The following is a 25956-nucleotide window of genomic DNA, read 5'->3' as shown; positions in this document are numbered from 1 at the left end:
CCGTCAGTGTGTTGCTTGGCACGCTGCGCTCGGTCATCCCGCCACGACCCCTCCCGTGCGTTCAGCGTCTGCGGCTCCGTGCCACTTGCGGCCCGGCTCGGTGCCTTGTGCGGCCCGTGCGACTTCCGCCGCCCGCTGGCCCGCCCCCTCCCGCTGTAGGCGGCTGGTCCACCGCCGGGTGCCCGTTCTGTAGGGAGAAGGGCACAGCCCAGCCCCCGGGGGGATACGCCGAAGGCCCCGTCCAGGTGGGCGGGGCCTTCGGGAAAGGTGGCTGGGGCCGGGATCGAACCGGCGACCTATCGCTTTTCAGGCGATCGCTCGTACCAACTGAGCTACCCAGCCACGCGATTTCCGCGAGCGGAATTCGCAAGCGGTCCTGACGGGATTTGAACCCGCGGCCTCCACCTTGACAGGGTGGCGAGCACTCCAAACTGCTCCACAGGACCAAGCTTCGTGCGAGCACCAGTCTCGCACAGGTGTTGCTCCCAACGGGATGCGCGGGCTCCCCAGGGCGGCACGGACAGTCAGCGGCACGCGGTTCCAGGCTATGTCAGGCGGCGGCTCGCGTGGCCGGCCGGGGCGTGGTCGGCTCAAGGCGTCGGGCGCGCACGGCCAGGATGATCATGACTGCCGGGATCAGGAGGTCGTTGACGAGGACCCCGCCGGTGTTGCCGGGGGCGTGGTCACCGCCCGCGAACCACTGGTAGACGTGGCCGGCCAGGGCTCCCCAGAGGAACATCCCACCGCCGAGCCCGATGGTGATGCGCTCGCGCGCGGATGCCGACGCGGCCCGGAAGCCCATGACCGCCAGGCCGAGGTTGGCGAAGGCGATCTCGAACATGAAGGGCGTCCGGTCGAAGCCGATCGCCGTCGCCATGACGTCCGGCGCGCCGAGGAACGCGACCGTCATCCACAGACTGCCGCAGCCGAAGGCGCCGATGGCCCACCAGCGTTGCCAGGTCTCCAGCGCCTGCTGAGGGGAGGAGGCGTGGCGGGTTCGGATGCAGGCTCCGACGGTCGGCACCAGGAGCCACACCAGGGGGAACGCGGACTGCGCGAGGTAGGAGAGGTTGCCCATGAGTCAGTCTTAACAGGTTAATATTAACCTCGCAAGAGTCGGGTACAGTGGTGCTGTGGATGACGGACTCGCAGACCTGCTGCACCGAGTGGTCCTGCTGCTCGGCGACGCGGCCCGGCGGCGTACCGACGGCCCCGACGGCTTGACCTACAGCCAGATCCGGCTTCTCGGCACGCTGGAGGACATCGAGCCGACGACGCAGCACCGGCTCGCGCAGGCCCTTTCGGTGTCCGACCCGGCGATCAGCCGGGCGCTGGGGCCGCTGCGGGCGGGCGGCCTGGTGCAGATCACCGTCGACCCCGAGCACGCGCGGCGGCGGCTTGTCCGGCTCACCGAGGCCGGCCGGGCAGCCTTCCACGCCACGGGAAAGCCGCTCGACGAGGAGTTCCGGGCCGCACTCGTCGCCGCGGGCTTTCCCTACGACCGCTATCTCGAAGACACCCTCCGGCTGGCCGATCTCCTCGCGTCCGACTGAGTGCGCCGCCAGGAGTAGAGAGTCTGATGGTTCCGTTCGCCCACAAGCTGTGGCTCGCGGGCGAAGGGGGCCGTTGTCGCCCTGGGTGGGTCTTCGCCGGGATGCAATGCAAAGAGAACGCCCCGGACGGCATGCCGTCCGGGGCGTTCTCGAAGTGGTGGCTGGGGCCGGGATCGAACCGGCGACCTATCGCTTTTCAGGCGATCGCTCGTACCAACTGAGCTACCCAGCCACGCGATTTCCGCGAGCGGAAATCGCAAGCGGTCCTGACGGGATTTGAACCCGCGGCCTCCACCTTGACAGGGTGGCGAGCACTCCAAACTGCTCCACAGGACCAAGCTGTGCAGAAACGAACACTGCACATGGTGTTGCGTGCCCCCAACGGGATTCGAACCCGTGCTACCGCCTTGAAAGGGCGGCGTCCTGGGCCACTAGACGATGAGGGCTAAGGGCCCGCCGTGGGCGCTTTGCAGCGCGTCGGGGACGTGAGAAGCATATGGGATGGGAGGAGGGATCGCCAAAACGGTTTACGAGGGCGGCGCCGGCGGGGGCGTCGAGGGGTCGGCGCCGGGCTGGTTCTCCTTGGGGAGGTGGCGGCTGACCTCGGCCTTCGTGAGGCCGAGGCCGCCCAGCTTGATCGCAGCCGCGTGCCTTTCTCCATGACCTCCATCTCCTGGTGGTGCACGTGCCCCGCGAGCACCAGCGGCACCGCCCCGTCCGTCTTCCTCGCGGCCGTCGGGTTGTGCGCCACCGCCACGTCCACCGGCCTGCCCTTCGCCGCCTCGGCGAACAGGGACGTGGCGAGGTCGGTGCCCGCCATCTCCTGCACCTCCTCCCCCTCCTGCTTCTCCGAGCGGTCCGGTGTGAACTGGGGGTCCCCGATGCCCGCGAACCGCAGGCCCGCGACGTCCACCGGCCTTCCGCCGTCCAGGACGTGGGTGTTCTTGAGTTTCCCGAGGTACTTCTGGGTGGTGCGGGAGTCGTGGTTGCCCCGTGCCCAGACGTAGGGCGCGCCGAGGTCCTCGATCGGGTCGAGGAACGCGTTCTCCGCCGCCGTCCCGTGGTCCATCGTGTCCCCGGAGTCCACGATGACGTCGATCTCGTACTGCTCCACGAGGGAAGAGATGATCTTCCAGCTCGCCGGGTTGAGGTGGATGTCCGACACGTGCAGCACGCGGATCGTCGACGGGTCCGGTTCGTACGCGGGCAGCGTCGATGTCACGTCGTACAGTTTGGTCACGTTCGTCACCAGGCGCGCCAACTCCCGCTGGTAGACGTCGAACTCGCTCACGATGCTGCGGGCGTTGCCGACGACGGAGGGGGCGCTGCCGAGCAGCCCGGAGAACTTCGGCTCCAGGACCGACTTCGGGTTCCACGTCGCGTACGCCACCCCTCCCGACGCCGCCAGGAGCGTCAGCGCGAGACCGCCCGCCGCCAGTGCCCTGCGCGGCCTGCGGTACACCGCGAGGCCCAGTGCCGTCGCGCCCGCGACCACGGCGGCGCAGGACCGTACCGCCAGGTCGAGCGTCCCGTGCGCGACGTCCTCGGCCACCTCCTCCTGCATCCCCGAGATCCGCTCCGGGTGGTCCACGAGCGCCTCCGACCGCACCGGGTCGAGGCGGTCCACCTCGACGTCCAGGCGGATCGGCGCCACGTGCGAGTTCAGCTCCAGGGCGCCGAGCGGGGACACGTCGATCTTCGTTCCGCCGGTCAGGGACGGGCGCAGCTGCATCCGGGTGTCCATCGGCCCCACCGAGGTGCGGACACTGCCCACCACCAGCAGGCCGAGCCAGGCCCCGAGCACCACCACCGCCACCAGGCCGAGCGCGCGGCCGAACGGGTGCGGGGCGCGGGTGAGGTCCGCCGTCGGTGGTGGGTGGCCTGTGCGGCAGCGGCGTACCAGAGCTGTCGGCGCCCCGCGCAGGCTGCTCAGCTTTCGTAGAACGACCGGCACTTCGCGCCCCATTGGGCCCGTATGCCCGTGCCCGCCCGCCACCATGCCCCCTCCGGGGAGGTGGGGGAGGCCGGGTGTGGCCGACAATGGGCGGGTGCTGGAGATGACGCGCGAGGAGTTCGAGGAACTGGTGGCCGAGGCGCTCGACCGGATCCCCCCTGAGCTGACGCGGCTCATGGACAACGTGGCGGTGTTCGTCGAGGACGAGCCGCCCAGCGACGACCCCGAGCTCCTCGGTCTGTACGAGGGGACTCCGCTGACCGATCGCGGCGAGTGGTACGCGGGGGTCCTGCCCGACCGCATCACCGTCTACCGGGGGCCCACCCTGCGGATGTGCGAGTCCCGCGAGGACGTGGTCGCCGAGACCGAGATCACCGTCGTGCACGAGGTCGCCCACCACTTCGGGATCGACGACGACCGGCTCCACGCCCTGGGCTACGGCTGACCTGCCGCCGGGCGCGGTGACGCCGGGGCTGGACGTGGGGCGGGGCCGGGGCCGGACCGGGGTTGGACCTGGGCCGGGGTTGGGCCGGGGCCGGAGCCGCAGCACAGCTCCACGGCGGAGCCGTCCCCGTCCGTGTCCTCCCGCAGGGCGCGGGAGTTGGGCAGGGCGTCCCTTCCCCCAGCGCCCTCGGAGGTGCTCGGCCGTGCGCCAGTTGTACGTAACCGTCAGGTGGGCCGCGGCCGCGGTGGCCGTCGCGGCGACCACGGGCTGTATGAGCATCGGCGACGACGGGAGCGGTGCCCCCGCCCCCGCGCGGTCCGCCGGTGAGCGAAGCGGCGACGTCGTCCCCGACGGGGGGTCCGTGAGTCCCGGGGGAGCGCGCGGCCCCGGGGCCGAGGGCGGCCGCGAGGAACGCGACGGCAAGGGCCGCAAGGGCGCCAAGGACGGCAAGGACGGCAAGGACGGGAGGGACGGGAAGCGGGGGCGGGGGGACCGCGGCGGCGACGGCGAGAAGACCGCCGCCGGCCACGGCAAGGGCGCCGCCGTGGACGGCGAGCCCTCGCGCGGCGGGAACAGCGGTGGTTCGAGCGTGACCCCCACCGGCGGCCGCCCCACCCCCACCCGTACCCGTCCGGGCCCCGCGCCCACCCGCAGCACGCCCCCGCCCGAGCCCTCGACCCCCACGCCCACCCCCACGCCCACCCCCACACCGCCCGAGCCCTCCTCGTCCGCGCACGGCGGGGTGGGGGAGCGCGCGGGGCGGGGGGAGCCCTCTCCGCACGCCGGTCCCGCCTAGTGGGGAGACGGGTGCTCGGCGAAGGCTGGTGGGGGATGTGAAGCCCCGATATGGTGGGCGTTTGCCATATGGGGTGGGGGGTGCGTATGGTGGTAGATCGTTTGATCCCATTTGCCCGGCGCCGCCAAAGAGAGCGCCGCGTGGCGCGTACTCTCCCTTGCCGTGGCTGACCGCATAGAGGCGGTCCATTGCGAAATCACGGAGTTGTGGGCGCGTGCCGAGACTCCGGAAGGTTTCGCATTTCGCATGTCCATTTCCAGTTTTGACGTTCAGGCTGCCCAGGTCCAGGACGAGAACCAGACCACCGAGCCCGTCGAGTCCGTAGCGGCCGTCGAGCCCATCGAGACCGTCGAGCCCATCGAGTCCGTCGAGTCCGTCGCGACCGTCCAGGGCGAGGCCCCGGCTGCCGACGTCTCCGAGGCCCCGGCCGACGCGGCCGCGGCCACCGCCGACGCCGCCGAGGACGACGCCGAGCCCGGCCTCACCTTCGGTGACCTCGGTCTGCCCGACGGCGTCGTGCGCAAGCTCGCGCGCAACGGCGTGCACACCCCCTTCCCGATCCAGGCCGCGACCATCCCGGACGCCCTGGCCGGCAAGGACATCCTCGGCCGCGGCCGCACCGGCTCCGGCAAGACGCTCTCCTTCGGCCTGCCGACCATGGCGCGCCTCGCCGAGGGCCACACCGAGAAGAAGAAGCCCCGCGCGGTCATCCTGACCCCGACCCGCGAGCTGGCGATGCAGGTCGCCGACGCCCTCCAGCCCTACGGGGACGTCCTCGGCCTGAAGATGAAGGTCGTCTGCGGCGGTACGTCCATGGGCAACCAGATCTACGCCCTGGAGCGCGGCGTCGACATCCTCGTCGCCACCCCGGGCCGCCTTCGCGACATCATCAACCGCGGCGCCTGCTCCCTGGAGAACGTCGAGGTCGCCGTCCTCGACGAGGCCGACCAGATGTCCGACCTCGGCTTCCTGCCCGAGGTCACCGAGCTGCTCGACCAGATCCCGGCCGGCGGCCAGCGCATGCTGTTCTCGGCCACGATGGAGAACGAGATCTCCACGCTGGTCAAGCGCTACCTGCACAACCCGGTGACGCACGAGGTCGACAGCGCCCAGGGCAACGTCACGACCATGACGCACCACATCCTGATCGTGAAGCCCCGCGACAAGGCGCCCGTCACGGCCGCCATCGCCGCCCGCAAGGGCCGCACGATCATCTTCGTCCGCACCCAGCTGGGCGCCGACCGCATCGCCGAGCAGCTCCGCGACTCCGGCGTGAAGGCCGACGCCCTGCACGGCGGCATGACGCAGGGCGCCCGTACGCGCGTCCTCGCGGACTTCAAGGAGGGCTACGTCAACGCCCTCGTCGCCACCGACGTCGCCGCCCGCGGCATCCACGTCGACGGCATCGACCTGGTCCTGAACGTGGACCCGGCCGGCGACCACAAGGACTACCTGCACCGCTCCGGCCGCACCGCTCGCGCGGGCCGCTCCGGCACGGTCGTGTCCCTCTCGCTGCCGCACCAGCGCCGCCAGATCTTCCGCCTCATGGAGGACGCGGGCGTCGACGCCTCGCGCCACATCATCAACGGCGGCGGCACCTTCGAGCCGGAGGTCGCCGAGATCACCGGCGCCCGCTCCATGACCGAGGTGCAGGCCGACTCCGCGGGCAACGCCGCGAGCCAGGCCGAGCGTGAGGTCCGCGACCTCACCAAGGAGCTGGAGCGCGCCCAGCGCCGCGCCGCCGAGCTGCGCGACGAGGCCGACCGGCTGACCGCCCGCGCCGCCCGTGAGCGCGGCGAGGACCCCGCCGTCGCGGTCGCCGAGGCCGCCGCCGCTGCCGAGGCCCCCGCCGAGGCCGTGGCCGAGCCCGCCGTGGCGTCGGTCCCGGAGCAGTCCGCGCCCGAGCGCCCGGCGGCCCGCGAGGACCGTCCGTCGTACGAGCAGCGCCGTCCCGCCCGGGACGAGCGCGGCAACTACGAGCGCCGCCCCTCCCACCGCGACGACCGTGGTGGTGACCGTGGTGGCTTCCGCCGTGACGACCGTCGTGACGACCGCGGTGGCCGTTCCTTCGAGCGCCGTGACGACCGCGGTGGCTTCCGTCGCGACGACCGCCGTGACGACCGTGGCGGCTTCAACCGCGACGACCGCAGTGGCGACCGCGGCTTCCGCCGTGACGACCGCGGTGGCGAGCGTGGCGGCTTCCGTCGTGACGACCGCGGCGGCCGTCCCTTCGAGCGCCGTGACGACCGCGGCGGCTCCGGCTTCAACCGCGACCGCCGTGACGACCGCGGTGACCGCGGTGGCGACCGTGGCGGTTTCCGCGGCGGCGACCGTCGTGACGACCGTGGCGGCCGCCCGTTCGAGCGCCGTGACGACCGCGGTGGCTTCCGCCGTGACGACCGCCCGTCCGGCGGTCACCGGGGCAGCGACCGCCCGTTCAACCGTGACCGCCGCGACGACCGCCCCTCCGGCGGCCACCGCGCCGGCGGCCACGACCGCCCGTCCTACAACCGCGGCTCCGGCTCCGGCACCGGTTCCTTCGGCCGCCGCGACGACAAGCCGCGCTGGAAGCGCAACGGCTGACGCAGGCCCGCGGTAGCGAGCAGCAACGAGTGAAGGCCCGTACGACACCCCGTCGTACGGGCCTTCCCCGTTCTTCCCGCGCCCCCGCGAGGAACGCGCGGGCACCCGGTCGGCGATACCCGATCGGAAGCCGAGGCCCGTCCGGCTATGCTCATGGGGGTGCCGACGTCCTGTCGGCGAGGACCGTTAGCTCAATTGGCAGAGCAGTGGACTTTTAATCCATTGGTTGTGGGTTCGAGTCCCACACGGTCTACGGCTCAGGCCCAGGTCAGCGGCTACGCGACCTGGGCCTGCGGCGTGTTCAGGGGGCCCAGTGATCGTTAGCTCGGCCCCTGCTCGGCCGAAATGTCAGCGATCATGAAGAAGCGACCCCGCCGGACCGGAGTCCCACGGGGCCGCCCTCACCCGCCGCGCTGCCTTTCCAAGCTGGCGACGGGAGCTTGATCCAAAAATGTACGGTCGGCTGTACAGACGCGCTTGCATGATCCGACAACTGTGGGAGGAGTGCCAGCCCCACCGTCCGAGCGAGTGCTCGCTGCTCGCCGAGCCGTCGGTGAGCGCATCCGCACCGCGCGCCTCCACGCGAATCTCACGCAGGAGCGGCTGGCCGAACTGGCGGAACTCGATCGGCAGTCGATCAACCGGATCGAACAGGGCCACGCCAGCCCGCTCCTGGACAACCTCGTCCGCATCGCCGACGCGCTCGGCGTCCCGCTCGCTGACCTCGTCCGCTGACGTACTCATGAACCCGTCCGCTCCGTTGCCGGGGGTGCCTGGAGCGGACGGGCGTTTGGGGGTTCAGCAGTCCCTGCCCCGTGGGCGGGCGTGGCACCGTTCCAGGTGCAGGTAGCTGAACAGCATCCCGGTCGTCCCCATGAACAGGTAGGGCCGGAAGGTGTCCGGCTCGACCGTGTGGTGGCAGTGCGAGCAGAACGCCTTCGGCTTCTTCGCCCGGGCCAGTGCGTCGAGGTGGGCGTGGCCGAGGGCGCGGGCGGTGATGCACGGCGGGTCCATCGTGCACAGGGGGCACTGGGCGGCGTGGTCGTGCCAGTCGAGGTAGGTGGCGAGCGCGCGTGTCTGGGCGTCGTAGCAGTCGCGGCAGGCGTGGGGCAGCCAGCTGCCGGAGCCGCCCAGGTTGATGCCCTGCCCCGGTCGCAGGGTGCGCGTGCACCATGCGCAGGCGCTGCCTGCGTTCTGCTGCACGTCGAGGAGAGCGGCGCCGGGTACGACGTACAGGTGCAGGGGTTCGGTCACGTCCCGCATCGGGTGCCTCCCGTGCGGTTCAGGTGGGCCCTGACGGCGGCGCCGCGTGCGGCGTTCCACGCCCGGCGCAGGCGGGTCCCCTTCGGGCAGTAGTCCATGCGCCGACAGGGCGGGCAGGCGTGCAGGTGTCCCATGTACGTCGCGTAGACCCGCGCCGCCGCGGCGTCGAGCTCCGCCGCCATGGCGCTCACGACTCCACCTCCAGCGGTTCGGCCGTGGCGAGGAGCGCGGCCAGGTGCGAGGGGTCGCACAGATACCCGGGGCGAGCGGGGGTCACGACCCAGTGCGCGTGCAGGGACAGCACACCGGGGCGGGGCACGCCCAGATACGTCTCGAGACGGAGGCACTCCTCGGCGCCTTCCCATACGGCGTCCGGTTCGATCAGTACGTAGTACGGCCCCATGCTGTTGCGGAGATCCCGGATGACCGGGCCGTCGAGCCAGGAGCGCAGGGCGGTGGCGACTTTCTGCGGGTCGTCGCTGCCGACGGCGGCGTGGATGCGCTCGCACGGGACGCGGATTGCGTCGAAGCGCCGGCCGAGCGGGAGCAGGGCGATGCCGTCCTTCGCCCACGCGCGGTAGACCGAGCCTGGGTCGGAGTCGGTCTGCGCCAGCCATTTGGCGATGCCGCTTCGGTCCAGTGCCTGCTCCCGTGCGCTGCTTTCCGGCAGCGGCGGACGGCCCGTAGTGTCGGCCACGTCGACTCCTTCGTAGTCGGCCACGCCCCGGGGCCGGTCGCACGGTCGCCGGGGTGCTTTGCTGCCAACTGTCGTGGGAGCACCCGCAAGCCCTCATCCCCAGCGCGGGTATACCCATGATGGGTAGCTTTCCTGGATCCGCCGCCGCTGGCTGCGACCGCACGGAAGAGTGCAGCTCATGACCGGATACACGCCGCCGACAGCCCTCCCGGCATGGCTCGTGGGTGACAGCGAGCTGCGCGCAGCAGCTGCCCGCCACGACTTCGGGACCGTGTTCCGTCTGGCCCGAAAGCGTGCAGGGATCAGCTACTCGCAGATCGCGGCCGAGTGCGACATCAAGCCCGACCGCGTCGGGACCCTGGCGCGAGGCCGGGGCAAGGTGGCAACCTTCGAAAAGATCGCTCAGATTTGCGATGCGCTGCGCATCCCTGGGCGCCTGGTGGGTTTGGCCGAACGGCCGTGGGAGACGGGGCCGAACGCCTCGGCAGGGGCAGGGGCGGAGGTGGACGAGGAGTTGCTGCGCCGCCACTTCCTCGGAGTCGCCGGACTCGCCGCCACTATGCCGGCCTACCTCGCCCGCCCGCCCGGCAGGATCGGCCCCGCCGAGGTCACCTGCCTGCGCGAGCGCACCGCGCGGCTGCGGCGCCTCGACGACATCCTCGGCGGTGGCGACACGTACAGGGTGTACACGGCAGAGTACCAGGCCACGAAGAAGCTTCTGCGCGATGCGACCTATAGCGAGACCACCGGCCGTGCGCTGCTGTCCGTCCTCGCGGAACAGGCACAGCAGGCCGGATGGGCGGCGTTCGACGGTGGACGTGAGGCGGACGCGACGAGTCTGTATGAGGCGAGCCGGGTGGCCGCGCTCGACGCGGGGGCCCCGGCGCTGGTGGGCAACGCGCTCGCGTTCCTCGCGTACCAGCGGCTCGGCGGAGACCGCCGGGCAGGCGCGGAGATCGCGAGCCGGTCCACGGAGACCATCGACGGCCGCACACCCGCCAGCGTGCGCGCGCTGCTGCACGAGCGGCGGGCATGGGCGTGCGCTGTCGCCGCCATGCCGGTCGAGGCAGAGCGGTCCCTGGTCGCAGCCCACGAAGCGCTGGCCGCAGCCGACGGGCAGCCGCAGCCGGACTGGGCGACGTGGGTGGACCGCACCGAACTGGACATCATGACGGGCCGGTGCTGGGCAGAGCTGCGCCGCCCGCTGCGCGCGGTGCCCGTGCTGGAGCAGGCCCTGGCCCGGTACAACGACAGCCACGCACGGGACAAGGCCCTGTACTCCTCATGGCTCGCGCAGGCCTACCTCACAGCGGGCGAAGCAGAGCAGGCAGCAGTCGTGACCAGCCGCGCACTGGTTCTGTCGGACGGCGTGGCGTCGGTGCGGCCAAGGCGACGGCTGAAGCCGGTCCTGGCAGAGCTGTCAGCGGGCCGGTACCGGGCGCTGCCCGCGGTCGCCGAAGTGCTCGACCAGGCCCGCTTCTAGTCCGCGGCGGTGTACGAACGGATCCACTCCAGACAGGCGTCCGGGGCGGCCACGATCGGTACCGCGCAGACCTCCGGGTTCTGCCACGGGTGATTGTCCAGCAGGTGCTTCTCCAACTGCGGATACCGGTCGGTGGTGGTCTTGATGAGCAGCTGCCATTCCTCTCCGGTGCCGAACTCTCCGTTGTGCCAGAACACGGAGGTGACGGGGCCGATGATCTGGGCGCCTGCGGCGAGCCTGTCGCGCACGGCGGTGCGCGCCAACTCGACGGCCTGGTCACGGTTCTCGGTGGCGGTAGATACCTGCACGTAGTCAGCCATGCGGCGAGGGTATCGGCGTCCGGACATGACGAAGCGGCTTCGATCAGTACGTAGTACGGCCCCGTGCTGTTGCGCAGGTCCCGGATGACCGGGCCGTCGAGCCAGGAGCGCAGGGCGGTGGCGACTGTCTGCGGGTCGTCGCTGCCGACGGCGGCGTGGATGCGTTCGCACGGGACGCGGATTGCGTCGAAGCGGCGGCCGAGCGGGAGCAGGGCGATGCCGTCCTTCGCCCACGCGCGGTAGACCGCGCCTGGGTCGGAGTCGGTCTGCGCCAGCCATTCAGTGATCAGATGCCTGTCGCTCATCAGGACGCCCTCACGGTCGCGGTGATCTGCCTCACAGCAGTGACCGTAAGGGCGCGCCCCACTGAGGGAGGACCGGATTCCGGTCCCTCCGTCAAGCAGCCAAGATGCCGACCCGTACGGCCAGCTCAGAAGCGCGACGGCGCCGCTCGGCCTGCTTCGACTCGACCTCTTCGAGGATGATCCGGCGCGCGTACCCGTTGTACGCGATCGTCTCCGGCGCCGCCTCGTACGCCTTCTGGAGCGTGGCGATGGCGACGTCCGGCTGTCCGTCGAGCTGGAAGCCACGCGCTTCCTCGATCCGGTGCCGAGCACGACGAGGCAGCGACTTGATGACCGCCTTGTCGGCCTTCGCCGCTTGGCGAACGGACTCGCCACCCTGGTGGAGTTCGACCGCTACGGTCACCGCGTGCGCGCCCATGACGGCGCGGCTGAAGCTGGTGACCGGGTGGTAGTAGCCCTGCGGCAGACCCTTGGCCATGTCGTTCGCTCTGTCCCAGTGCCGCCATGCCGTCCCGGTCTCTCGCCGACGGGCTGCCGTGTAACCGAGCTCGAACTGGAGAGCACCCGCGATGGCCAGGACATCATCCGAGGCGTCGGGCAGAAGCGGTTCGAGGAAGCGCACGGCTTCGAGGGTGACGGCGTCGGCTGCGTCGAAGTGACGCTGTCCGCTGTCTCGGTGTGCCTGCGCCAGCAGCCAGGCCGCCACGCCGATCGTGTGCGGGTCCTCGGATTCCTGCGCTGCGGTCATGCCGCGTTCAGCAACTCGCCAGAGCAGGCTCGGGTCTGGCTGGTAGGCGACGAAGAACTGGCACAGGCTGTACGCCTCTGCGAGTAGGGCCTGCGCGGCCCGACGCTCGGCGGCGCTGTCCGAGTGGCGCACGAGTGCCCGGCTGTCACGGATGAGGTCCGGAAGCAACTTGCCGATGACGTCCCGGTGGTTGCGGGCCTGATGCCGCGCTGTCCATGCCGCGTGCAGGCGCGCGTCGAGGTGCGCGACGGGGGGCGGCTCGACCGCGGAGGAGAACGCGAACGAGTCGACCGCGGCCTTGACGGAAGGGAGCCGGGGGTGGCCGGGTCCCGCGAAGAGATCGACGTGCATATCGGGACGGCCTGTCAGGTCGGCGAGGTCGCCCACTCGCAGTGCTTCGGCGATGCGCAGCACCATCGCCAGGCCGGGGGCCTGCTGCTGACCGTTCTCGATCTTCTTCAAGGTGTGCGGTGAGACGCCCACGAAGTCGGCCAGCTGGGGCCGCGTCATCCCGCGGCGTTCGCGGAGGATCTGTACGCGTTGGCCGAAGCGCAGCGGGTCGGCGTATGGGTCCGAGGTAGCGTCTGAAGACATCGCGGCCTTGCCCCTCCCTGAACAGCTCGTCACTGTCAGGGTATTGGGCAGGGCCCTTCTCATGTGAGACGTCTCTCACCCCCGGTCTTGGCTGACGGTGGTCGACGTCTCAGTGGACCCCTCGCTCCGCAGGGCGACCCGCCTCCGCCGCACGGGGGAGGCAGTTCCTGCGCAGGCGGGATTCGCGGGGTTCTCCGACGTCCCGTACACCAGCGCCTGGTGGCGGCTGCTCGCTGCCGCCGTCAGTGGCCTGATGGCGCTGTGGGGGCCGCTGATCCTCGCCCTGACGTACGGCTACCACCGGCGCCGGTGCCGCGTGTCCGCGTGAGAACGGACCGTCGGCGGCACACCGGTCGCGGGGCCGCGGGGAACCGATTCGCTATCCGCGTCCCGCATGGCGTACTGTTGGGTTCACCGACGCGGGGTGGAGCAGCTCGGTAGCTCGCTGGGCTCATAACCCAGAGGTCGCAGGTTCAAATCCTGTCCCCGCTACTGAAACCGAAGGCCCGGAATCGTTCATCGATTCCGGGCCTTCGGCATGTGGGGCCCACCCCGGCGCCCGGGCTCCGGTTCCGGCGGCTCCTTCCGGTGGCTTTCGGCTGTTCGTGCTGCCCTTTCGCGCCGTTGTCCCCGGCGGCCTTTGCCTTGACTCGTGTGCCGTGCGTAGCGTTGCGGTCACCATGAGTCGGGTGCGGTACGTGCTGTCAGTGGTGCTGCTGACCATCTGCGCGCTGTTCGCCGGTGTGTGCCACGGGCCGCACGGGCTCGCCGCCACGAGCCAGGCCGCCGCCGCCCCCGCCCACCACGTCTGCCCCGGCCCCGCGCACGGCGAGCACGCCGGTTCCGCGCACGGCGCCGCCCTCGCCGCCCAGCCCGCCGACCGGGAGCGGCCCGAAGGCGCGGGCGGCGGCAGGAGCGGTGACCGCGGCGCCGACGACCTGGCGCCCCCCGCCCCGGCCCCGGGGGCCGCGGCCGCATCCCGGGACGGACCCCCGTGCCCCGCCTTCGGCCAACGACTCCTCGTCGCCATCGGAGTGGACCGGAACTGAGGGGCCCCGCGGTCCCCGGGCGCCGGCGCGTACCTCGTACGCCCCGGCCGCGCGGACCCCGAGCCACCCCCCATCCACGTACCGAAGCACCGAAGGACGCACCCCCATGATCGGAAAGCTTCAGCCCGCGGCGGCGGCCGTGGGCAACACGCCCGTGCTCTGGATCGACGAACCCGCCCCCGACGGCGGCCGCGGCTACTGGGCCAAGCTCGAAGGCTTCAACTTCGGCGGCATCAAGGACCGCGCCGCCCTGCACCTGGTCGAACGCGCCCGCGCCCGCGGCGAACTGCGGCCCGGCGCGCCCGTCGTCGAGTCGACGTCCGGCACCCTCGGGCTCGGCCTGGCCCTCGCGGGCGTGCACTACGGCCACCCCGTGCACATCGTCACCGACCCCGGCCTCGAACCCATCGTGGAGCGGATGCTGGTCGCGCACGGCGCCCGCGTCCACCTCGTACGCGAACCCGGTGCCGTCGGCGGCTGGCAGCAGGCCCGGGTCGACCGGGTCGAGGCTCTGCTCCAGCGGCCCGAGTTCGCGGGCGCCTGGTGCCCGAACCAGTACCACAACCCCGACAATCCGGAGGCCTATCGGGGACTGGCCGCCGAACTCGTCCAGCAGATCGGGCAGTTCGACGTGCTGGTGTGCGCCGTCGGCACCGGCGGGCACTCCGCGGGGATCGCGCGCACCCTGCGTGCCGCCTCCCTGCCCGGGCTCGAACTCGTCGGCGTCGACAGCGTCGCCTCGACGATCTTCGGGCTGCCCGCGGGCCCCCGGCTCATGCGCGGGCTCGGCTCCTCGATCCATCCGCGCAACGTCGACCACGCCGCGTTCGACGAGGTCCACTGGGTGGGCCCGGCCGAAGCGGTGCGCAGTGCCCGGCGGCTCGCCGGGCGGCAGTTCGCCACGGGGGGCTGGAGCGTCGGCGCGGTCGCGCTCGTCGCGGGCTGGCTGGCGCGTACGCGGCCTCGCGGGACGCGTGTCGCCGCGGTCTTCCCCGACGGCCCCCAGCGGTACTTCGACACCGTCTTCAATGACGAGTACTGCCACGAGCGGGGGCTGCTCGGCGGCGCGGGCTCCGTCCCCGACGAGCCGCGGGAGGTCGCGGGGCCCGGCGAGGGGATCGTCGAGTGGAGCCGGTGGCGGGCCGAGCGGCGCGCACGCACCGGGGCCCGCGGGGACGCGGGGGCGGCGGGCGGGCAGGCCGGGGTTCCGGCGGGGGCGGGTGCCCAGTGAGCGCCGGGAGCCGGGTGGGCGCGGTGGGCGGTGTCCGGGCTCGGGTGCGGGCCTTCGAGCCCGCCGTGCAGCTGCTCTTCGTCAACCAGTTCAGCATCAACCTCGGTTTCTACATGCTGATGCCGTACCTCGCCGCCCACCTCTCCGGCGACCTCGGCCTCGCCGCCTGGGCGGTGGGCCTGGTGCTCGGCGTGCGCAACCTCTCCCAGCAGGGGATGTTCCTGGTCGGCGGGGCGCTCGCCGACCGGCTCGGGTACAAGCCGATGATCGTGGCCGGCTGCGCCCTGCGCACCGCGGGCTTCGCCGCCCTCGCCTTCGCGCAGACACTGCCGGTGCTCATCGCGGCTTCGGCGGCGACCGGGCTCGCGGGCGCGCTGTTCAATCCGGCGGTACGGGCGTACGTCGCCGCCGAAGCGGGCACGGCGGAGCGGCGCGTGGAGGCGTTCGCGCTGTTCAACGTCTTCTACCAGACCGGCATCCTGCTCGGTCCGCTCGTCGGGCTCGCCCTGACCGGCGTGGATTTCAAGCTGACCTGCGCGGTGGCGGCGGTCCTCTTCGCCGTGCTCTCGGTGGTGCAGGTGCTGCGGCTTCCGGTGCGGCGGGGGGAGGCGGGCTCCTCCGGCGACGGCGACGGTGACGGCGTCGGTGCTGGTGCCGGTGCCGGGGGCGGGCAGTGGCGTGCGGTGTTCGGCAACCGGCCGTTCTGGCTGTTCTCGCTCGCCATGACCGGGTCGTACGTCCTGTCGTTCCAGGTGTACCTGGCGTTGCCCCTGGAAGTGGAGCGGCTGCTCGGCGGGGGGACCTCCACGACCGTCGCGACCAGCGCGCTGTTCGTCGTGTCCGGGCTCGTCGCCCTAGTGGGCCAACTCCGGATCACCGACTGGTGCAAGCGGACGTGGACGCGGGAGCAGTGCCTGGTCGCCGGGCTCGGCCTGATGGGTACGGCGTTCCTGCCGCCCGCGCTCGGCGGGCCCGGGTACGCGGGCGTCACCGTGCTGCTGCTGTGCGCGGCGGCGCTCGCCGCCGCGAACGCCGTGCTCTACCCCTTCGAGATGGACACCGTCGTCTCGCTAGCCCGCGAGCGGTGGGTGGCCACGCACTACGGCCTCTACAACACGGTGTGCGGCGTCGGGATCACGGCGGGGAACCTCGCCATGGGCGCCCTGCTCGACCTGGGGGAGAGCCGGGGGCTGCCCGCCGTGCCGTGGCTGGTGCTCGCCGCCCTTGGCGCGGGCTGCGCGCTGGCCCTGCGTGCGCTGGGGCGGTCGGGCCGGCTCACGGCACCCGTACCGGCGCTCGGAGGTGACACCACCTGACACGTACGCGCCCGGGGCGCACGCCGGGCCCACCCGCTCGCCCCGCACCCCGGGCGCCTTCCACCACCGGCGACCCCTAACCCACTCGGCCCACACCAGGTCGCCTCCCGGCGCCGCTGCGGGAAGCCTGGGTGGGCCGAGGCGGCACGGGTTGAGGTGAGAGCGGAGCGGTGGTGGTTGCTGTGCGTGGTGGGGGGCCGAGCGATGCGCGCGGCGGGCGGGGCTCGGGTGCGGGAAGTGAGTCGGGCGGCGCAGGTGGTCAGCGGGGCGTAGGTGCCGAGAGTGGGGCCGGTGGTGGGCGGGACTCCGGTGCCGGGCATGAGGCCGGTGGTGTGCGGGGTACGAGGGCCGGGGGCGGCTCTGGTGCTGGGCGTGGCTCGGGTGTTGGGCATGGCTCCGGTGCTGGGCGTGGCTCCGGCGCCGGGCGTGGCTCCAGTGCCGGGCGTGGGGCCCGTGGTGTGCGGGGCTCGGGTGCGGGGCGCGGTCCCGGGGGAGCGCGGAACGTGCCCCGGGAGCGCGCCCTCGTCAGGGCGCTGCCCCCGCTGCTCCTCGTCGTCGGCATCTGCTTCGACGCGCTCACCCCGCCCGAGTTCACCGCGTCCCCGCTGTTCGCCGCCGCCCCCCTGATCACCGCCCCGTTCTTCCGGCTGCGCACCACCGTGGCGGTCGCCGCGATGTCCTGCGCGGCCGTGATCGGCCTGCGCCTGCGCGGCGACGGCGCGAGCGCCGACGTCGAGGTGGTCACCGAGTTCCTGACCATGCTGACCGTCGGCGTCCTGGCCGTCGTCATCAACCGCGTCGTACGCCGCGGCGACGCCCGCCTCGCCTCCGCACGCTCCATCGCCGAGACGGCCCAGCGCGCGGTGCTCCCGCAGCCCGACCCCCGCATCGGCGGCCTCGACATCGCCGCGCGCTACGAGGCCGCGCAGGCCGACGCCTTCATCGGCGGTGACCTGTACGCCGTGCAGGACACCCCGCACGGCGTACGCGTCATCGTCGGTGACGTACGCGGCAAGGGCATGGGCGCGGTGGCCGCCGTCGCCGTGGTGATCGGTGCCTTCCGGGAGGCCGCCGAGCAGGAGTCGACCCTGGAGGCGGTGGCGCAGCGCCTGGAGCGGGCACTCGCCAGGGAGGGCATGCGGCGGGACGGCCTCGACGCCTTCGAGGGGTTCACCACGGCCGTGCTCGCGGAGGTCCCGAGGGGCGGCGAGGGGATCGTACGGATCATCAACCGGGGGCACCCGGAGCCCTTGGTCCTGCGCGGCGACGGGCGGCTGTGCGTGCTCACGCCGGCCGAGCCCGCGCTGCCGCTCGGCATGGGGGACCTCGGCACCTGGCCGGACCGCGCCGACCGCGTCGAGTTCCCGCCCGGTGCCACACTGCTGCTCTACACCGACGGGCTCTCGGAGGCCAGGAACGCGGAGGGGGAGTTCTTCGACCCCGCCGTACGGCTCGGCGGCCGCGTCTTCCCCGGCCCCGGCGGCCCCGACGCGCTCCTGGCCGCCCTCGTGGACGACGTCCGCGCCCACACCGTGGACGGCGCCACGGACGACATGGCCCTGCTCGCCGTACGACGACCCGTCACAGCCGGTGACTGAACGGCGTCCCTCCGCACAACGGCTGACGCGGCATCAGCCGATCCGCGGGGGCCGTATCGCTGCGCTGGGTCATGACCACCGTTCAACTCGCCCCACTCACACCGCAGATGTCCCTTGTGTTCGTGGCGTAAGCGTTTAACGATCAGCCGGAACAGCTTGGAATACCGACCCGCTGTCTATTAACGTTCGATAACGCAGCGCGGTCGTCCCAGTCGACACTCAAGTCGGCTCCGTGCGCACACGCCTAATCCCGCAAGGGAGCCGGGGAACCACCACATTGGGGTGAATCGGGCATGATCCGTGCCCGTAGGAGACCTTCCTGCTCCGAACCCGTCAGCTAACCCGGTAGGCGAAAGGAAGGAAAGGAGTGCGCCCCAGTGGCGTCCAACCGGCCTGCCCCCGAAGCGCTCTATGTACCGAACGGCGAATCCGTCGAAGGGCCCGAAGCCCCGACCGGATTCGGCGGGTACGCCCCGCAGGAGCCGTGGGAGGAGTGGAACCCCACCGCCGAGTCCGTCCGCCCCGTGCGCGGCCGGCACCGGATCCACAAGAAGGGCGGCGGCGGCCTCGCCCGCAGCTCCACCGTCCTCGGCGTCGGCGTCATCGCGGCCGTCGGCGCGGGCGGCATAGCCACCGCGCAGGGCGGCAAGCCGCCCGTCTCCATAGCCCTGCCGGACATGTCGGCGGTCACGGACTCGCTGCCCGACGCCGGGTCCCTGCCGGGCGTGGGCGCCCTGCTGTCGGACGACGCGCCCGAGGACACCGTCACCGTCGCGGCCGCCGCGCCCCTCAGCTCCGCGGGCGTGAGCGCCGCCGACGCCGAGCAGGGCACCACCGGCGCCGGTGAGGCACTGCGGGCCCGCATCATGCAGCAGGCCGAGAACCAGCAGAGCCAGGCGGACGACGCCGTGCGCAAGGCGGCCGAGGACGCGGCCGTGCGCAAGGCCGCCGAGCAGGCCAAGGCCCAGCAGTCGAAGGCGCAGGCCGAAGCCAAGGCCAAGGCGGCCGAGGAGAAGCGGAAGAAGGAAGAGGCCGCGCGCAAGAAGGCCGAGGCGGAGCGCCTCGCCAAGCTCGCCAAGAGCTATTCACTGCCCACCTCCTCGTACACCCTCACCTCGCACTTCGGTGTCTCCGGCTCCATGTGGTCCTCCGGTCAGCACACCGGTCTCGACTTCGCTGCCCCTACGGGTACCCCGCTCAAGGCCGTGCATTCAGGCACCGTCAAGGAAGCGGGCTGGGCGGGCGCGTACGGCTACCGCACCATCCTCGAACTCGACGACGGCACCGAGATCTGGTACTGCCACCAGTCCTCGCTGAGCGTCGGCGCCGGCCAGAAGGTCACCACCGGCGACGTCATCGGCCGCGTCGGCGCCACCGGCAACGTCACCGGCCCGCACCTCCACCTGGAGGTCCACACCAGCGGCGGCGCCAACGTCGACCCGCTCGGCTGGCTCCAGGGCAAGGGCCTCAACCCGTAACACCCGGGCTTCGGCGGCCCTGGCGACAACCCCCCGACGCCAGGGCCGCCGGAATTACCGCCTCCGTGTGCGTGTTGATCTCCCCATGACCATTCTTCGCCCCCTGGGCTCCTCCGACCTCGAAGTCTTCCCGCTCGCCCTCGGCGGCAACGTCTTCGGCTGGACCGCAGACGAGCAGCAGTCCTTCGCGGTCCTCGACGCCTACACCGCGGCGGGCGGCAACTTCGTGGACACCGCCGACGTGTACTCGGTGTGGGCGCCCGGCAACGAGGGCGGCGTGTCCGAGACCGTCATCGGCCGGTGGCTCGCCGCGCGCGGCAACCGCTCCGACGTGCTGATCGCCACCAAGGTCGGCGGCCACCCCGACTACAAGGGCCTCTCGGCGAGCACCATCAAGTCCGCCGCTGAGGAGTCGCTGCGCCGCCTCGGCACCGACTACATCGACCTGTACTACACGCACTACGACGACCCGTCCGTGCCCGTCGAGGAGTTCCTGACCGCCCTCGACGACCTGGTGCGGTCCGGCAAGGTGCGGGCCGTCGCGGCCTCCAACATCACCGCCGAACGCCTCCAGGAGTCCCTGGACTTCTCCGACCGCGAGGGCCTCGTGCGGTACGTGGCCCTCCAGCCGCACTACAACCTCGTCTCGCGCGACACCTACGAGGGCCCCCTCCAGGATGTCGCGTCCCGCGCGGGCCTCGCGGCCGTGCCCTACTACGCGCTCGCCGCGGGCTTCCTGACCGGCAAGTACCGCAAGGGCACCCAGGTCGACAGCGCACGGGCCGGGGGAGCGGCGCAGCACCTGGAGACCGAGCGCGGGCAGCGCGTCCTCGCCGCCCTCGACGAGATAGCCGCGGACCGCGGCGCCGAGCACGCCACGGTGGCCCTCGCCTGGCTCGCCGCCCAGCCGACGGTGGCCGCGCCGCTCGCCTCCGCCCGCTCCGTGGAACAGCTTCCCGCGCTGCTCGCGGTGGCCGACCTGGAGCTGACGCGGGACGAACTGTCCCGTCTGACCGCCGCGTCGGCATGACCGCGACGGCCGGGCCTCAGGTCCGGTAGGGGTTGGACGAGGGGTGGACGGGGCCCGCCGGGGACCCGTGCCCGGCGTGGGGCTGCCCGTACGGCGCGTGCGGCGTTCCGTACGCGGTACGGGGCACCCCGTACGCGGTGGGGAAGGGACCGTACGCGGCGTACGGGAGCGGCAGCACGACGGGCGCCGTCGCCCGGGCCGCGTACGCCAGCGCGGGGCGCGCCACCTCGCGCCGCTCCCACAGGGCGTCGAGCAGCTCCCGCTCCCGTACGACGAAGTCGGCGCCGGCCCGGCCGCGGTGGGCCCGGTGCCGCAGCAGGGCGAGGGAGGTCGCGTACGTCTCGTAGTCGACGACGGCACGGCCCGCGGCTCTGCCCAGGTGGTACGCGGCGTGGTCGCGGGCGAGGGTCCGCGCGCGCATCGAGCCGAGCGCGAACGGCTCGGCCGCGGTGAGCCAGCCCGCCACCACGTAGGCGGGCAGCTCGGCCCGCACGAGGGCGAGCTCGCGCCGGCGCAGCCAGACGGCGAGCCAGGTGAGCAGCCCGAACACCGGCAGCATGAAGGTCGCGTACACGACGAAGAAGCCGTATTCGCCGAAGCTCGCCGAGCCGTTCCAGAAGGCGTGCGTGCCCATCGCGAGCAGCAGCCCCCCGAGGGGCAGGAGCACCCGGCGGGCCGTGTGCCGCTCGCCGCTGAGGGCGGCGATGCCGAAGCCGATGCCGGTGAGCACGGTGAACAGCGGATGCGCGAACGGCGACATGACGACGCGGACGAAGAAGGTCGCCGCCGTCACCGAGGCGAGGCCGGTCTCGCCGCTGAGCTGGTCGGTGCCGAAGGCGTTGCCGAGGTAGAGGATGTTCTCGGTGAAGGCGAAGCCGGTCGCGGTGACGCCCGCTATGACGAAGCCGTCGACGACACCGGTGAAGTCGGATCTGCGGAAGAGGAAGACGAGCAGTACGGCCGCGGCCTTGGCGGTCTCCTCGACGACCGGGGCTATGACGGTCGCGCCGAGGGTGTCGGCGCTCGACGGGTCGGCGGTGGCGGTGGCTATCCACTGGGTCGCGAAGCTGTTCGCGACGATCGCTATCAGGGCGGCCGCGCAGGCCCCCCACGCGAAGGCGAACACCAGGTTCCGCCGGGGCCCGGGAGCCACCCGGTCCAGCCACCGGAACGCGGCGACGAGCAGCGGCACCGGCAGGGTGGCGAGGCCGAGCCCGACCAGGAACCCCTCGGTCCCCGTCTGCTCGCGCACCAGGGCGAGGATCACCAGACCGGAGAGCGCGAGCAGCGTGACGAGCGCGCCCGCCCGGAGCGCCCCCCGCTGCCACCAGCGCGGATGCCGGTTTCCCGCGGTCCCCGCGGACCCGGCGGGCGGCGCCGGGTAGGTCGGGTACGCGGGACTGGTGGCCACGGCTTCGACAGTAACGAGGGTTGCGGCGGACCGCGACGGTGCCTCGGGGGCCCTGGGTCTCAGCCGTCTGCCGGGTTCGCGGGGTTCCGGGAGCCCTGGGGGTCCTGGGGGGCCGCGGGGGCCTGGACGTCCGGTTCCGGGCGCTCCGTGAGGGTGGCCGCGCGGCGGAACAGCAGGTCGTGGACGACGTGGCCCTTCCTGAGGCCCTGCCCCTCGAACCGGGTGAGCGGCCGGAAGTCGGGCCGGGGCGCGAACCCGCCGTCCTGCCGGGTGTTCTCGAAGTCCGGGTGCGCGGTCAGGACCTCCAGCATGTGCTCGGCGTACGGCTCCCAGTCCGTGGCGCAGTGCAGCACTCCGCCGGGCTTCAGGCGGGGGGCGAGCAGGGAGAGGAACTCCGGTTGGATCAGGCGGCGCTTGTTGTGCCGGGCCTTGGGCCAGGGGTCCGGGAAGTACACGCGGACGCCGTCCAGGGACTCCGGGGCGAGCATCTCGCGCAGCAGGATGACGGCGTCGCCGTTGGCGACCCGGACGTTGCTCAGCCCGTTGCGCTCCGCGAGGTTGAGCAGGTTGCCCTGGCCGGGGGTGTGCACGTCCACCGCGAGGATGTCGGTGTCCGGGTCGGCCGCGGCCATCTGCGCGGTGGCTTCGCCCATGCCGAAGCCGATCTCCAGGACGACGGGGCGCGGGGCCCCCGGCTCGGGCCGCCGGAAGAGCGCGGCCAGGTCCAGGACGTCCTTGCCGTCGATGTCCAGGCCCCACACCTGCCACAGCCGGCGCAGGGCGTCGCCCTGGGCGGTGGTGACGCGGCTGCGGCGCGGGGTGAAGCTGCGGATCCGCCGCTCGAACTGGGACCCCGTGGGGTCGGGGGTGGGACCTTCGGGGAAGCGGGGGGTGCCCTTCGGGCGGGAGTTCTCAGACACAGTGCGTCGATTTTAGTCGGGGATGCGGGCGGGCGTGAGCCTTGCCGGGGGCTCCCCGCTGTAGCCATCAGCGCGCTCCGCGCGCGGGCACCCCTTGCCGATCCTGGGGCTCCGCCCCAGACCCCGTATCGGCGCTCCGCGCCTCGTCCTCAAACGCCGGACGGGCTGGATCCGTGCCGGTCGGGTGGTGACTTCGCCGCACCGGCGAGAGTTTTTGAGCCCGTCCGGCGATTGAGGACGAGGCCGCAGGCCGACAACGGGGTCCGGGGCGGAGCCCCGGTTTCGGGAAGGGGCGGGATGGGGGAGCCCCCCGGCAAGGACTACAGCGCGGCCAGCGCCCGCCGGGCCACCTCCCTGCCGATGGGCAGCGAAGCGGTGGCCGCGGGCGAGGGCGCGTTCAGGACGTGCACCGCGCGCGCCGACTCCCGGAAGAGGAAGTCGTCGACGAGCGTCCCGTCCCGCAGGACGGCCTGCGCCCGCACCCCGGCCGCCGCGGGCATTAGATCCTCCTCCCGCACGGCGGGCAGCAGCCGCCGCACGGCTTCGGCGAAGGCCGCCTTGGAGATCGAGCGCCGCAGCTCCCCGGCGCCGTACCGCCAGTGCCGCCGGGCGAGCTGCCAGGACCCGGGCCAGCCGAGCGTCCCGGCCAGCTCGCGGGGCCGGACGACGGACCAGTCGTACCCCTCGCGGGCCAGCGCGGGCACCGCGTTCGGCCCCACGTGCACCCCGCCGTCGATGCCACGGGTGAGGTGGACGCCGAGGAAGGGGAAGGCGGGGTCGGGGACGGGATAGACCAGGCCGCGCACGAGCCCGGGCCGGACGAGGGTGAAGTACTCGCCGCGGAAGGGCACGATCCGCATGCCGGGGTCGTCGCCGGTCATCCGCGCGACGCCGTCGCAGTGCAGCCCGGCGCAGTTCACCAGGACCCGCCCGCGCACGACGTCACCCGCGGCGGTGCGCACCGCGACGCCGAGGTCCGCGCGCCGGTCGATCCGCACGACCTGGGCGCCGTAGCGCACCTCGACGCCGGAGGCGCGGGCGAGCTGGGCCGCCACCGCCCCGTAGTCGCAGATGCCGGTGGTGCCCACGTGGATGGCGGCGAGGCCGCGCACGCACGGCTCGTACGCGGCTATCTGGGCGGGGCCGAGCTCGCGGACCGGGATGCCGTTCTCCCGGCCGCGCTGGACCAGGGCGTGCAGGCGGGGCAGCTCGGCGCGGTCGGTGGCGACGATCAGCTTGCCGGTGACCTCGTGCGCGATGCCGTACTCCGCGCAGAACTTGATCATCTCGGCGGCGCCGCGCACGGCGTACCGGGCCTTCAGGGAGCCGGGGCGGTAGTAGATCCCGCTGTGGATGACGCCGCTGTTGCGCCCCGTCTGGTGGCGGGCGGGGCCCGGCTCCTTCTCCAGGACCGTGACGCGGGTGCCGGGGCGGGCACGGGTGAGGGCATACGCCGTCGCGAGCCCGACGATCCCGCCGCCGACCACGAGCACGTCACAGTCGTACGTCACGGCTGCACCCCGACCCCTCACCTCTGCACCTCCCGCCCCCGATACTGCCCTGCACCACTGACAACGTCCGCAAACCTGCCGGCGGAGGGGCGGCACTGAGGCGTGCGGCACACACGCGGTGGGCCGCCGCCCCCGGCGGGCTAGGCGGGCGCGACGAGCAGCGGCCGTGCCCGCTCGCGCAGCTCCACCACCCGTGGCTCGTCCCCGTACGGTTCGAGCCGGTGCAGGAGGTCCTTGACGTACTCGGTGGTGCGCGCGGAGGAGATGCGTCCGGCGACCTCCACGGCGCGCACGCCCTGCTCGCACGCCGCGTCGAGGTTCCCCGACTCCAGCTCGGCCACCGCGGACACCACGAGCCGCAGCCCGTGCGAGCGCACGAACTCCTCGGTGGGCCGGGACAGGGCCTGCTCGGTGAAGCGCCGGACCTGCCGTGGCGCCTTCAGGTCGCGGTAGCACTCGGCGGCGTCCGCGGCGAAGCGGTCGTAGCCGTAGAAGCCGAGCCACGAGGGGTCGTTGTCGCCGTCCCTGGCCCGCTCCAGCCAGCCCTCGGCGGCCCGCAGCGCCGCTCCGGCGGCCGGTGCGTCGCCGGCGCGCGCGTGCGCGCGTGCCTCGACCAGGCGGAAGAAGCTCATGGTGCGGGCGGTGGCGAGCCCGCGGTTGCGTTCGAGCGCGGCCTGCGCGAGGTCCACGCCCTCGTCGCCGAAGCCGCGGTAGGTCGCCTGGAGCGACATGGACGCGAGGACGTACCCCCCGAGGGGCACGTCGGCGGCGGCGCGGGCGAGCCGCAGGGCCTGGATGTAGTACCGCTGGGCGGCCTCCTGCTGGCCGGTGTCGAAGGCCATCCAGCCGGCGAGCCGGGTGAGCTCGGCGCTGGCCCCGAAGAGCGCGCGGCCGACCTCGTCGGAGTACGAGCCGAGGAGCAGCGGTGCCGCCTCCACGCGCAGGCACTCGGGGACCATGGACGAACGCCAGTCGCCGCCGCCGTACTTGGAGTCCCAGCGGCGGGCGTCCTCGGCGGCCTCGCGCAGTTTGAGCACGTCGCTGTGGCCGACCTTCATCGGCGGTCCGCCGTCGTCCTGGTGGGCCGTGTCGCGTGGCCCGTCCTGGGAGGCGTCGCGCGCGACGGAGCTGTCGGCCGGGGTTATGAGCCAGCGGGACGCGGGTGTGGCGTACGCGCTGACCGCGAAGGAGCCCGCGAGGGACTGCCAGATGCCGCCGCCGGTGCGGCGGCCCGCCAGATCGAGGCGGTACAGCTCGGTGGCCGACTTCACCGCGGCGCCGACGTCGCGCGGGAAGGCGAGGCCCACTTCGGGCGCCGGGTCCGCGTCGGCGAGGCCGATCTCGTGCAGCGGCACGGGGCGGCCGAGCTTCTGCCCGATGGCGGCGGCGATGAGGTGCGGGGCGGCGCCCTGCGGCACCATGCCCTTGGACACCCACCGGGCCACCGATGTCTTGTCGTAACGAAGCGTCAACCCGCGTTGGGAGCCGAGGTCGTTGACCCGGCGTGCGAGTCCCGCGTTGCTGATTCCCGCGAGGGCGAGAACGGTGCCGAGTTTCTCGTTCGGCCCGCGTTGCTCCCTGGACATGCGCCACCCCTCGACACAGACGGCTGCCGGGCAGTGGCTGGACCGCGCGGCATTCGTGCTGTGTTCTCCCGGGGACAGCGACTGG

Annotated in this window: 23 protein-coding genes, 7 tRNA genes, 1 pseudogene and 1 riboswitch; of the genes and pseudogenes, 15 read left to right on the top strand and 16 right to left on the bottom strand. The window is 72.7% G+C overall.

Translation table 11 applies throughout. From position 1 onward, the window contains the following. Positions 1 to 268: 268 nt before the first annotated feature. The 3 genes from ACH4DX_RS34800 to ACH4DX_RS34790 form a co-directional block, all read right to left on the bottom strand. A tRNA-Phe gene (locus ACH4DX_RS34800) sits at positions 269 to 342 on the bottom strand. A 29-nt stretch (positions 343 to 371) separates the two neighbouring features. Next, positions 372 to 446: transfer RNA gene (locus ACH4DX_RS34795), tRNA-Asp, on the bottom strand. A gap of 104 nt (positions 447 to 550) precedes the next feature. Continuing rightward, positions 551 to 1078: a DUF6790 family protein gene (locus tag ACH4DX_RS34790; RefSeq protein ID WP_398158046.1), complete on the bottom strand. Its 528-nt coding sequence runs from the start codon at positions 1076 to 1078 to the stop codon at positions 551 to 553. 55 nt (positions 1079 to 1133) lie between these two features. On the opposite strand from ACH4DX_RS34790, the gene ACH4DX_RS34785 reads away from it, so the two are divergent. After that, on the top strand, positions 1134 to 1553 hold the full coding sequence (locus ACH4DX_RS34785; protein WP_398158045.1) for a MarR family winged helix-turn-helix transcriptional regulator: 420 nt from the start codon (positions 1134 to 1136) through the stop codon (positions 1551 to 1553). A 155-nt stretch (positions 1554 to 1708) separates the two neighbouring features. On the opposite strand, the gene ACH4DX_RS34780 is transcribed toward ACH4DX_RS34785, so the two are convergent. The 4 genes and pseudogenes from ACH4DX_RS34780 to ACH4DX_RS34765 all read right to left on the bottom strand — a co-directional run bounded on the left by ACH4DX_RS34780 (position 1709) and on the right by ACH4DX_RS34765 (position 3519). Beyond that, positions 1709 to 1785 (bottom strand) — tRNA-Phe (locus ACH4DX_RS34780). Between the two features lie 29 nt (positions 1786 to 1814). Next, positions 1815 to 1889, bottom strand: a tRNA-Asp gene (locus ACH4DX_RS34775). Positions 1890 to 1926: 37 nt separating this feature from the next. Then, positions 1927 to 1999 (bottom strand) — tRNA-Glu (locus ACH4DX_RS34770). Positions 2000 to 2080: 81 nt separating this feature from the next. Then, positions 2081 to 3519, bottom strand: a pseudogene (locus tag ACH4DX_RS34765) (metallophosphoesterase). 82 nt (positions 3520 to 3601) lie between these two features. On the opposite strand from ACH4DX_RS34765, the gene ACH4DX_RS34760 reads away from it, so the two are divergent. The 5 genes from ACH4DX_RS34760 (at position 3602) to ACH4DX_RS34740 (ending at position 8066) form a co-directional block, all read left to right on the top strand. Further along, positions 3602 to 3952 carry a metallopeptidase family protein gene (locus ACH4DX_RS34760; protein WP_398123450.1) on the top strand — a complete coding sequence of 117 codons (351 nt, stop codon included), beginning with the start codon at positions 3602 to 3604 and terminating at the stop codon, positions 3950 to 3952. Positions 3953 to 4154: 202 nt separating this feature from the next. Continuing rightward, positions 4155 to 4748, top strand: a complete 594-nt coding sequence (locus ACH4DX_RS34755; RefSeq protein WP_398158044.1) for a hypothetical protein — start codon at positions 4155 to 4157, stop codon at positions 4746 to 4748. Positions 4749 to 4994: 246 nt separating this feature from the next. After that, positions 4995 to 7331, top strand: coding sequence for a DEAD/DEAH box helicase (locus ACH4DX_RS34750; protein WP_398158043.1), 2337 nt, complete (start codon positions 4995 to 4997; stop codon positions 7329 to 7331). Between the two features lie 180 nt (positions 7332 to 7511). Continuing rightward, positions 7512 to 7584: transfer RNA gene (locus ACH4DX_RS34745), tRNA-Lys, on the top strand. A gap of 275 nt (positions 7585 to 7859) precedes the next feature. Further along, complete coding sequence (locus tag ACH4DX_RS34740; protein ID WP_398123453.1) at positions 7860 to 8066, top strand: helix-turn-helix domain-containing protein; 207 nt, start codon at positions 7860 to 7862, stop codon at positions 8064 to 8066. A gap of 63 nt (positions 8067 to 8129) precedes the next feature. Here the strand turns inward: ACH4DX_RS34740 and ACH4DX_RS34735 are convergent, their stop codons facing one another. Genes ACH4DX_RS34735 through ACH4DX_RS34725 form a run of 3 tightly spaced genes read right to left on the bottom strand, consistent with a single transcriptional unit; the run spans position 8130 to position 9291 of the window. Then, on the bottom strand, positions 8130 to 8594 hold the full coding sequence (locus ACH4DX_RS34735) for a hypothetical protein (protein ID WP_398158042.1): 465 nt from the start codon (positions 8592 to 8594) through the stop codon (positions 8130 to 8132). Next, positions 8582 to 8785, bottom strand: a complete 204-nt coding sequence (locus ACH4DX_RS34730) for a hypothetical protein (protein WP_398158041.1) — start codon at positions 8783 to 8785, stop codon at positions 8582 to 8584. The genes ACH4DX_RS34735 and ACH4DX_RS34730 overlap by 13 nt, the downstream gene beginning before the upstream one ends. Beyond that, positions 8782 to 9291: a hypothetical protein gene (locus tag ACH4DX_RS34725; protein ID WP_398158040.1), complete on the bottom strand. Its 510-nt coding sequence runs from the start codon at positions 9289 to 9291 to the stop codon at positions 8782 to 8784. Before ACH4DX_RS34725 ends, ACH4DX_RS34730 begins: the two co-directional genes overlap by 4 nt. A 178-nt stretch (positions 9292 to 9469) precedes the next feature. Between ACH4DX_RS34725 and ACH4DX_RS34720 the strand changes: the two genes are divergently transcribed. Beyond that, positions 9470 to 10774, top strand: coding sequence for a helix-turn-helix domain-containing protein (locus ACH4DX_RS34720; protein ID WP_398158039.1), 1305 nt, complete (start codon positions 9470 to 9472; stop codon positions 10772 to 10774). Here ACH4DX_RS34720 and cutA read toward each other — a convergent pair. Together cutA and ACH4DX_RS34710 are read right to left on the bottom strand one after the other, a co-directional pair. Beyond that, the gene (gene cutA / locus ACH4DX_RS34715) at positions 10771 to 11094 is read right to left on the bottom strand and encodes a divalent-cation tolerance protein CutA (protein WP_398123513.1); all 324 of its coding nucleotides are present in this window, start codon (positions 11092 to 11094) and stop codon (positions 10771 to 10773) included. The genes ACH4DX_RS34720 and cutA overlap by 4 nt on opposite strands. A 396-nt stretch (positions 11095 to 11490) precedes the next feature. Next, positions 11491 to 12741 carry a helix-turn-helix transcriptional regulator gene (locus tag ACH4DX_RS34710; protein ID WP_398158038.1) on the bottom strand — a complete coding sequence of 417 codons (1251 nt, stop codon included), beginning with the start codon at positions 12739 to 12741 and terminating at the stop codon, positions 11491 to 11493. Positions 12742 to 12838: 97 nt separating this feature from the next. On the opposite strand from ACH4DX_RS34710, the gene ACH4DX_RS34705 reads away from it, so the two are divergent. From ACH4DX_RS34705 to ACH4DX_RS34670, 8 genes are all read left to right on the top strand, one after another. Then, complete coding sequence (locus tag ACH4DX_RS34705) at positions 12839 to 13069, top strand: hypothetical protein (RefSeq protein WP_398158037.1); 231 nt, start codon at positions 12839 to 12841, stop codon at positions 13067 to 13069. 90 nt (positions 13070 to 13159) lie between these two features. After that, positions 13160 to 13233, top strand: a tRNA-Met gene (locus tag ACH4DX_RS34700). 197 nt (positions 13234 to 13430) lie between these two features. Next, positions 13431 to 13790 (top strand): hypothetical protein, encoded by a 360-nt coding sequence (locus ACH4DX_RS34695; protein ID WP_398123516.1) that lies wholly within the window; start codon positions 13431 to 13433, stop codon positions 13788 to 13790. Between the two features lie 106 nt (positions 13791 to 13896). Then, the gene (locus ACH4DX_RS34690; RefSeq protein ID WP_398158036.1) at positions 13897 to 15021 is read left to right on the top strand and encodes a PLP-dependent cysteine synthase family protein; all 1125 of its coding nucleotides are present in this window, start codon (positions 13897 to 13899) and stop codon (positions 15019 to 15021) included. 23 nt (positions 15022 to 15044) lie between these two features. Further along, a complete protein-coding gene (locus ACH4DX_RS34685; RefSeq protein WP_398158047.1) occupies positions 15045 to 16337 on the top strand; it encodes an MFS transporter in 1293 nt (430 codons plus the stop codon). A gap of 503 nt (positions 16338 to 16840) precedes the next feature. Beyond that, positions 16841 to 17935 carry a PP2C family protein-serine/threonine phosphatase gene (locus ACH4DX_RS34680; protein ID WP_398158035.1) on the top strand — a complete coding sequence of 365 codons (1095 nt, stop codon included), beginning with the start codon at positions 16841 to 16843 and terminating at the stop codon, positions 17933 to 17935. 231 nt (positions 17936 to 18166) lie between these two features. Next, positions 18167 to 18301: riboswitch (cyclic di-AMP (ydaO/yuaA leader) on the top strand. An 11-nt stretch (positions 18302 to 18312) separates the two neighbouring features. Further along, positions 18313 to 19413: a M23 family metallopeptidase gene (locus ACH4DX_RS34675; RefSeq protein ID WP_398158034.1), complete on the top strand. Its 1101-nt coding sequence runs from the start codon at positions 18313 to 18315 to the stop codon at positions 19411 to 19413. An 85-nt stretch (positions 19414 to 19498) separates the two neighbouring features. Continuing rightward, positions 19499 to 20443, top strand: a complete 945-nt coding sequence (locus tag ACH4DX_RS34670; protein ID WP_398123519.1) for an aldo/keto reductase — start codon at positions 19499 to 19501, stop codon at positions 20441 to 20443. Positions 20444 to 20459: 16 nt separating this feature from the next. On the opposite strand, the gene ACH4DX_RS34665 is transcribed toward ACH4DX_RS34670, so the two are convergent. From ACH4DX_RS34665 to ACH4DX_RS34650, 4 genes are all read right to left on the bottom strand, one after another. Then, positions 20460 to 21854: a PrsW family intramembrane metalloprotease gene (locus ACH4DX_RS34665; protein WP_398158033.1), complete on the bottom strand. Its 1395-nt coding sequence runs from the start codon at positions 21852 to 21854 to the stop codon at positions 20460 to 20462. Between the two features lie 59 nt (positions 21855 to 21913). After that, a complete protein-coding gene (trmB, locus tag ACH4DX_RS34660; protein WP_398158032.1) occupies positions 21914 to 22774 on the bottom strand; it encodes a tRNA (guanosine(46)-N7)-methyltransferase TrmB in 861 nt (286 codons plus the stop codon). A 320-nt stretch (positions 22775 to 23094) separates the two neighbouring features. Beyond that, the gene (lhgO, locus tag ACH4DX_RS34655) at positions 23095 to 24285 is read right to left on the bottom strand and encodes an L-2-hydroxyglutarate oxidase (protein ID WP_398158031.1); all 1191 of its coding nucleotides are present in this window, start codon (positions 24283 to 24285) and stop codon (positions 23095 to 23097) included. Between the two features lie 140 nt (positions 24286 to 24425). Continuing rightward, positions 24426 to 25871 carry an MFS transporter gene (locus tag ACH4DX_RS34650; protein WP_398123523.1) on the bottom strand — a complete coding sequence of 482 codons (1446 nt, stop codon included), beginning with the start codon at positions 25869 to 25871 and terminating at the stop codon, positions 24426 to 24428. Positions 25872 to 25956 lie beyond the last annotated feature (85 nt).

The sequence above is a fragment of the Streptomyces sp. NPDC017940 genome (assembly GCF_044328435.1).
Classification (GTDB): Bacteria; Actinomycetota; Actinomycetes; order Streptomycetales; family Streptomycetaceae; genus Streptomyces.
This window is presented reverse-complemented; position numbering and strand designations above follow the sequence as displayed.

Excerpts from the sequence above, each read along its gene's own strand:
- ACH4DX_RS34650 (WP_398123523.1), bottom strand. The coding sequence starts at position 25,871 with ATGTCCAGGGAGCAACGCGGGCCGAACGAGAAACTCGGCACCGTTCTC.
- ACH4DX_RS34710 (WP_398158038.1), bottom strand. The coding sequence starts at position 12,741 with ATGTCTTCAGACGCTACCTCGGACCCATACGCCGACCCGCTGCGCTTC.
- ACH4DX_RS34790 (WP_398158046.1), bottom strand. The coding sequence starts at position 1,078 with ATGGGCAACCTCTCCTACCTCGCGCAGTCCGCGTTCCCCCTGGTGTGG.
- ACH4DX_RS34720 (WP_398158039.1), top strand. The coding sequence starts at position 9,470 with ATGACCGGATACACGCCGCCGACAGCCCTCCCGGCATGGCTCGTGGGT.
- ACH4DX_RS34670 (WP_398123519.1), top strand. The coding sequence starts at position 19,499 with ATGACCATTCTTCGCCCCCTGGGCTCCTCCGACCTCGAAGTCTTCCCG.
- ACH4DX_RS34690 (WP_398158036.1), top strand. The coding sequence starts at position 13,897 with ATGATCGGAAAGCTTCAGCCCGCGGCGGCGGCCGTGGGCAACACGCCC.
- ACH4DX_RS34735 (WP_398158042.1), bottom strand. The coding sequence starts at position 8,594 with ATGCGGGACGTGACCGAACCCCTGCACCTGTACGTCGTACCCGGCGCC.
- cutA (WP_398123513.1), bottom strand. The coding sequence starts at position 11,094 with ATGGCTGACTACGTGCAGGTATCTACCGCCACCGAGAACCGTGACCAG.
- ACH4DX_RS34750 (WP_398158043.1), top strand. The coding sequence starts at position 4,995 with ATGTCCATTTCCAGTTTTGACGTTCAGGCTGCCCAGGTCCAGGACGAG.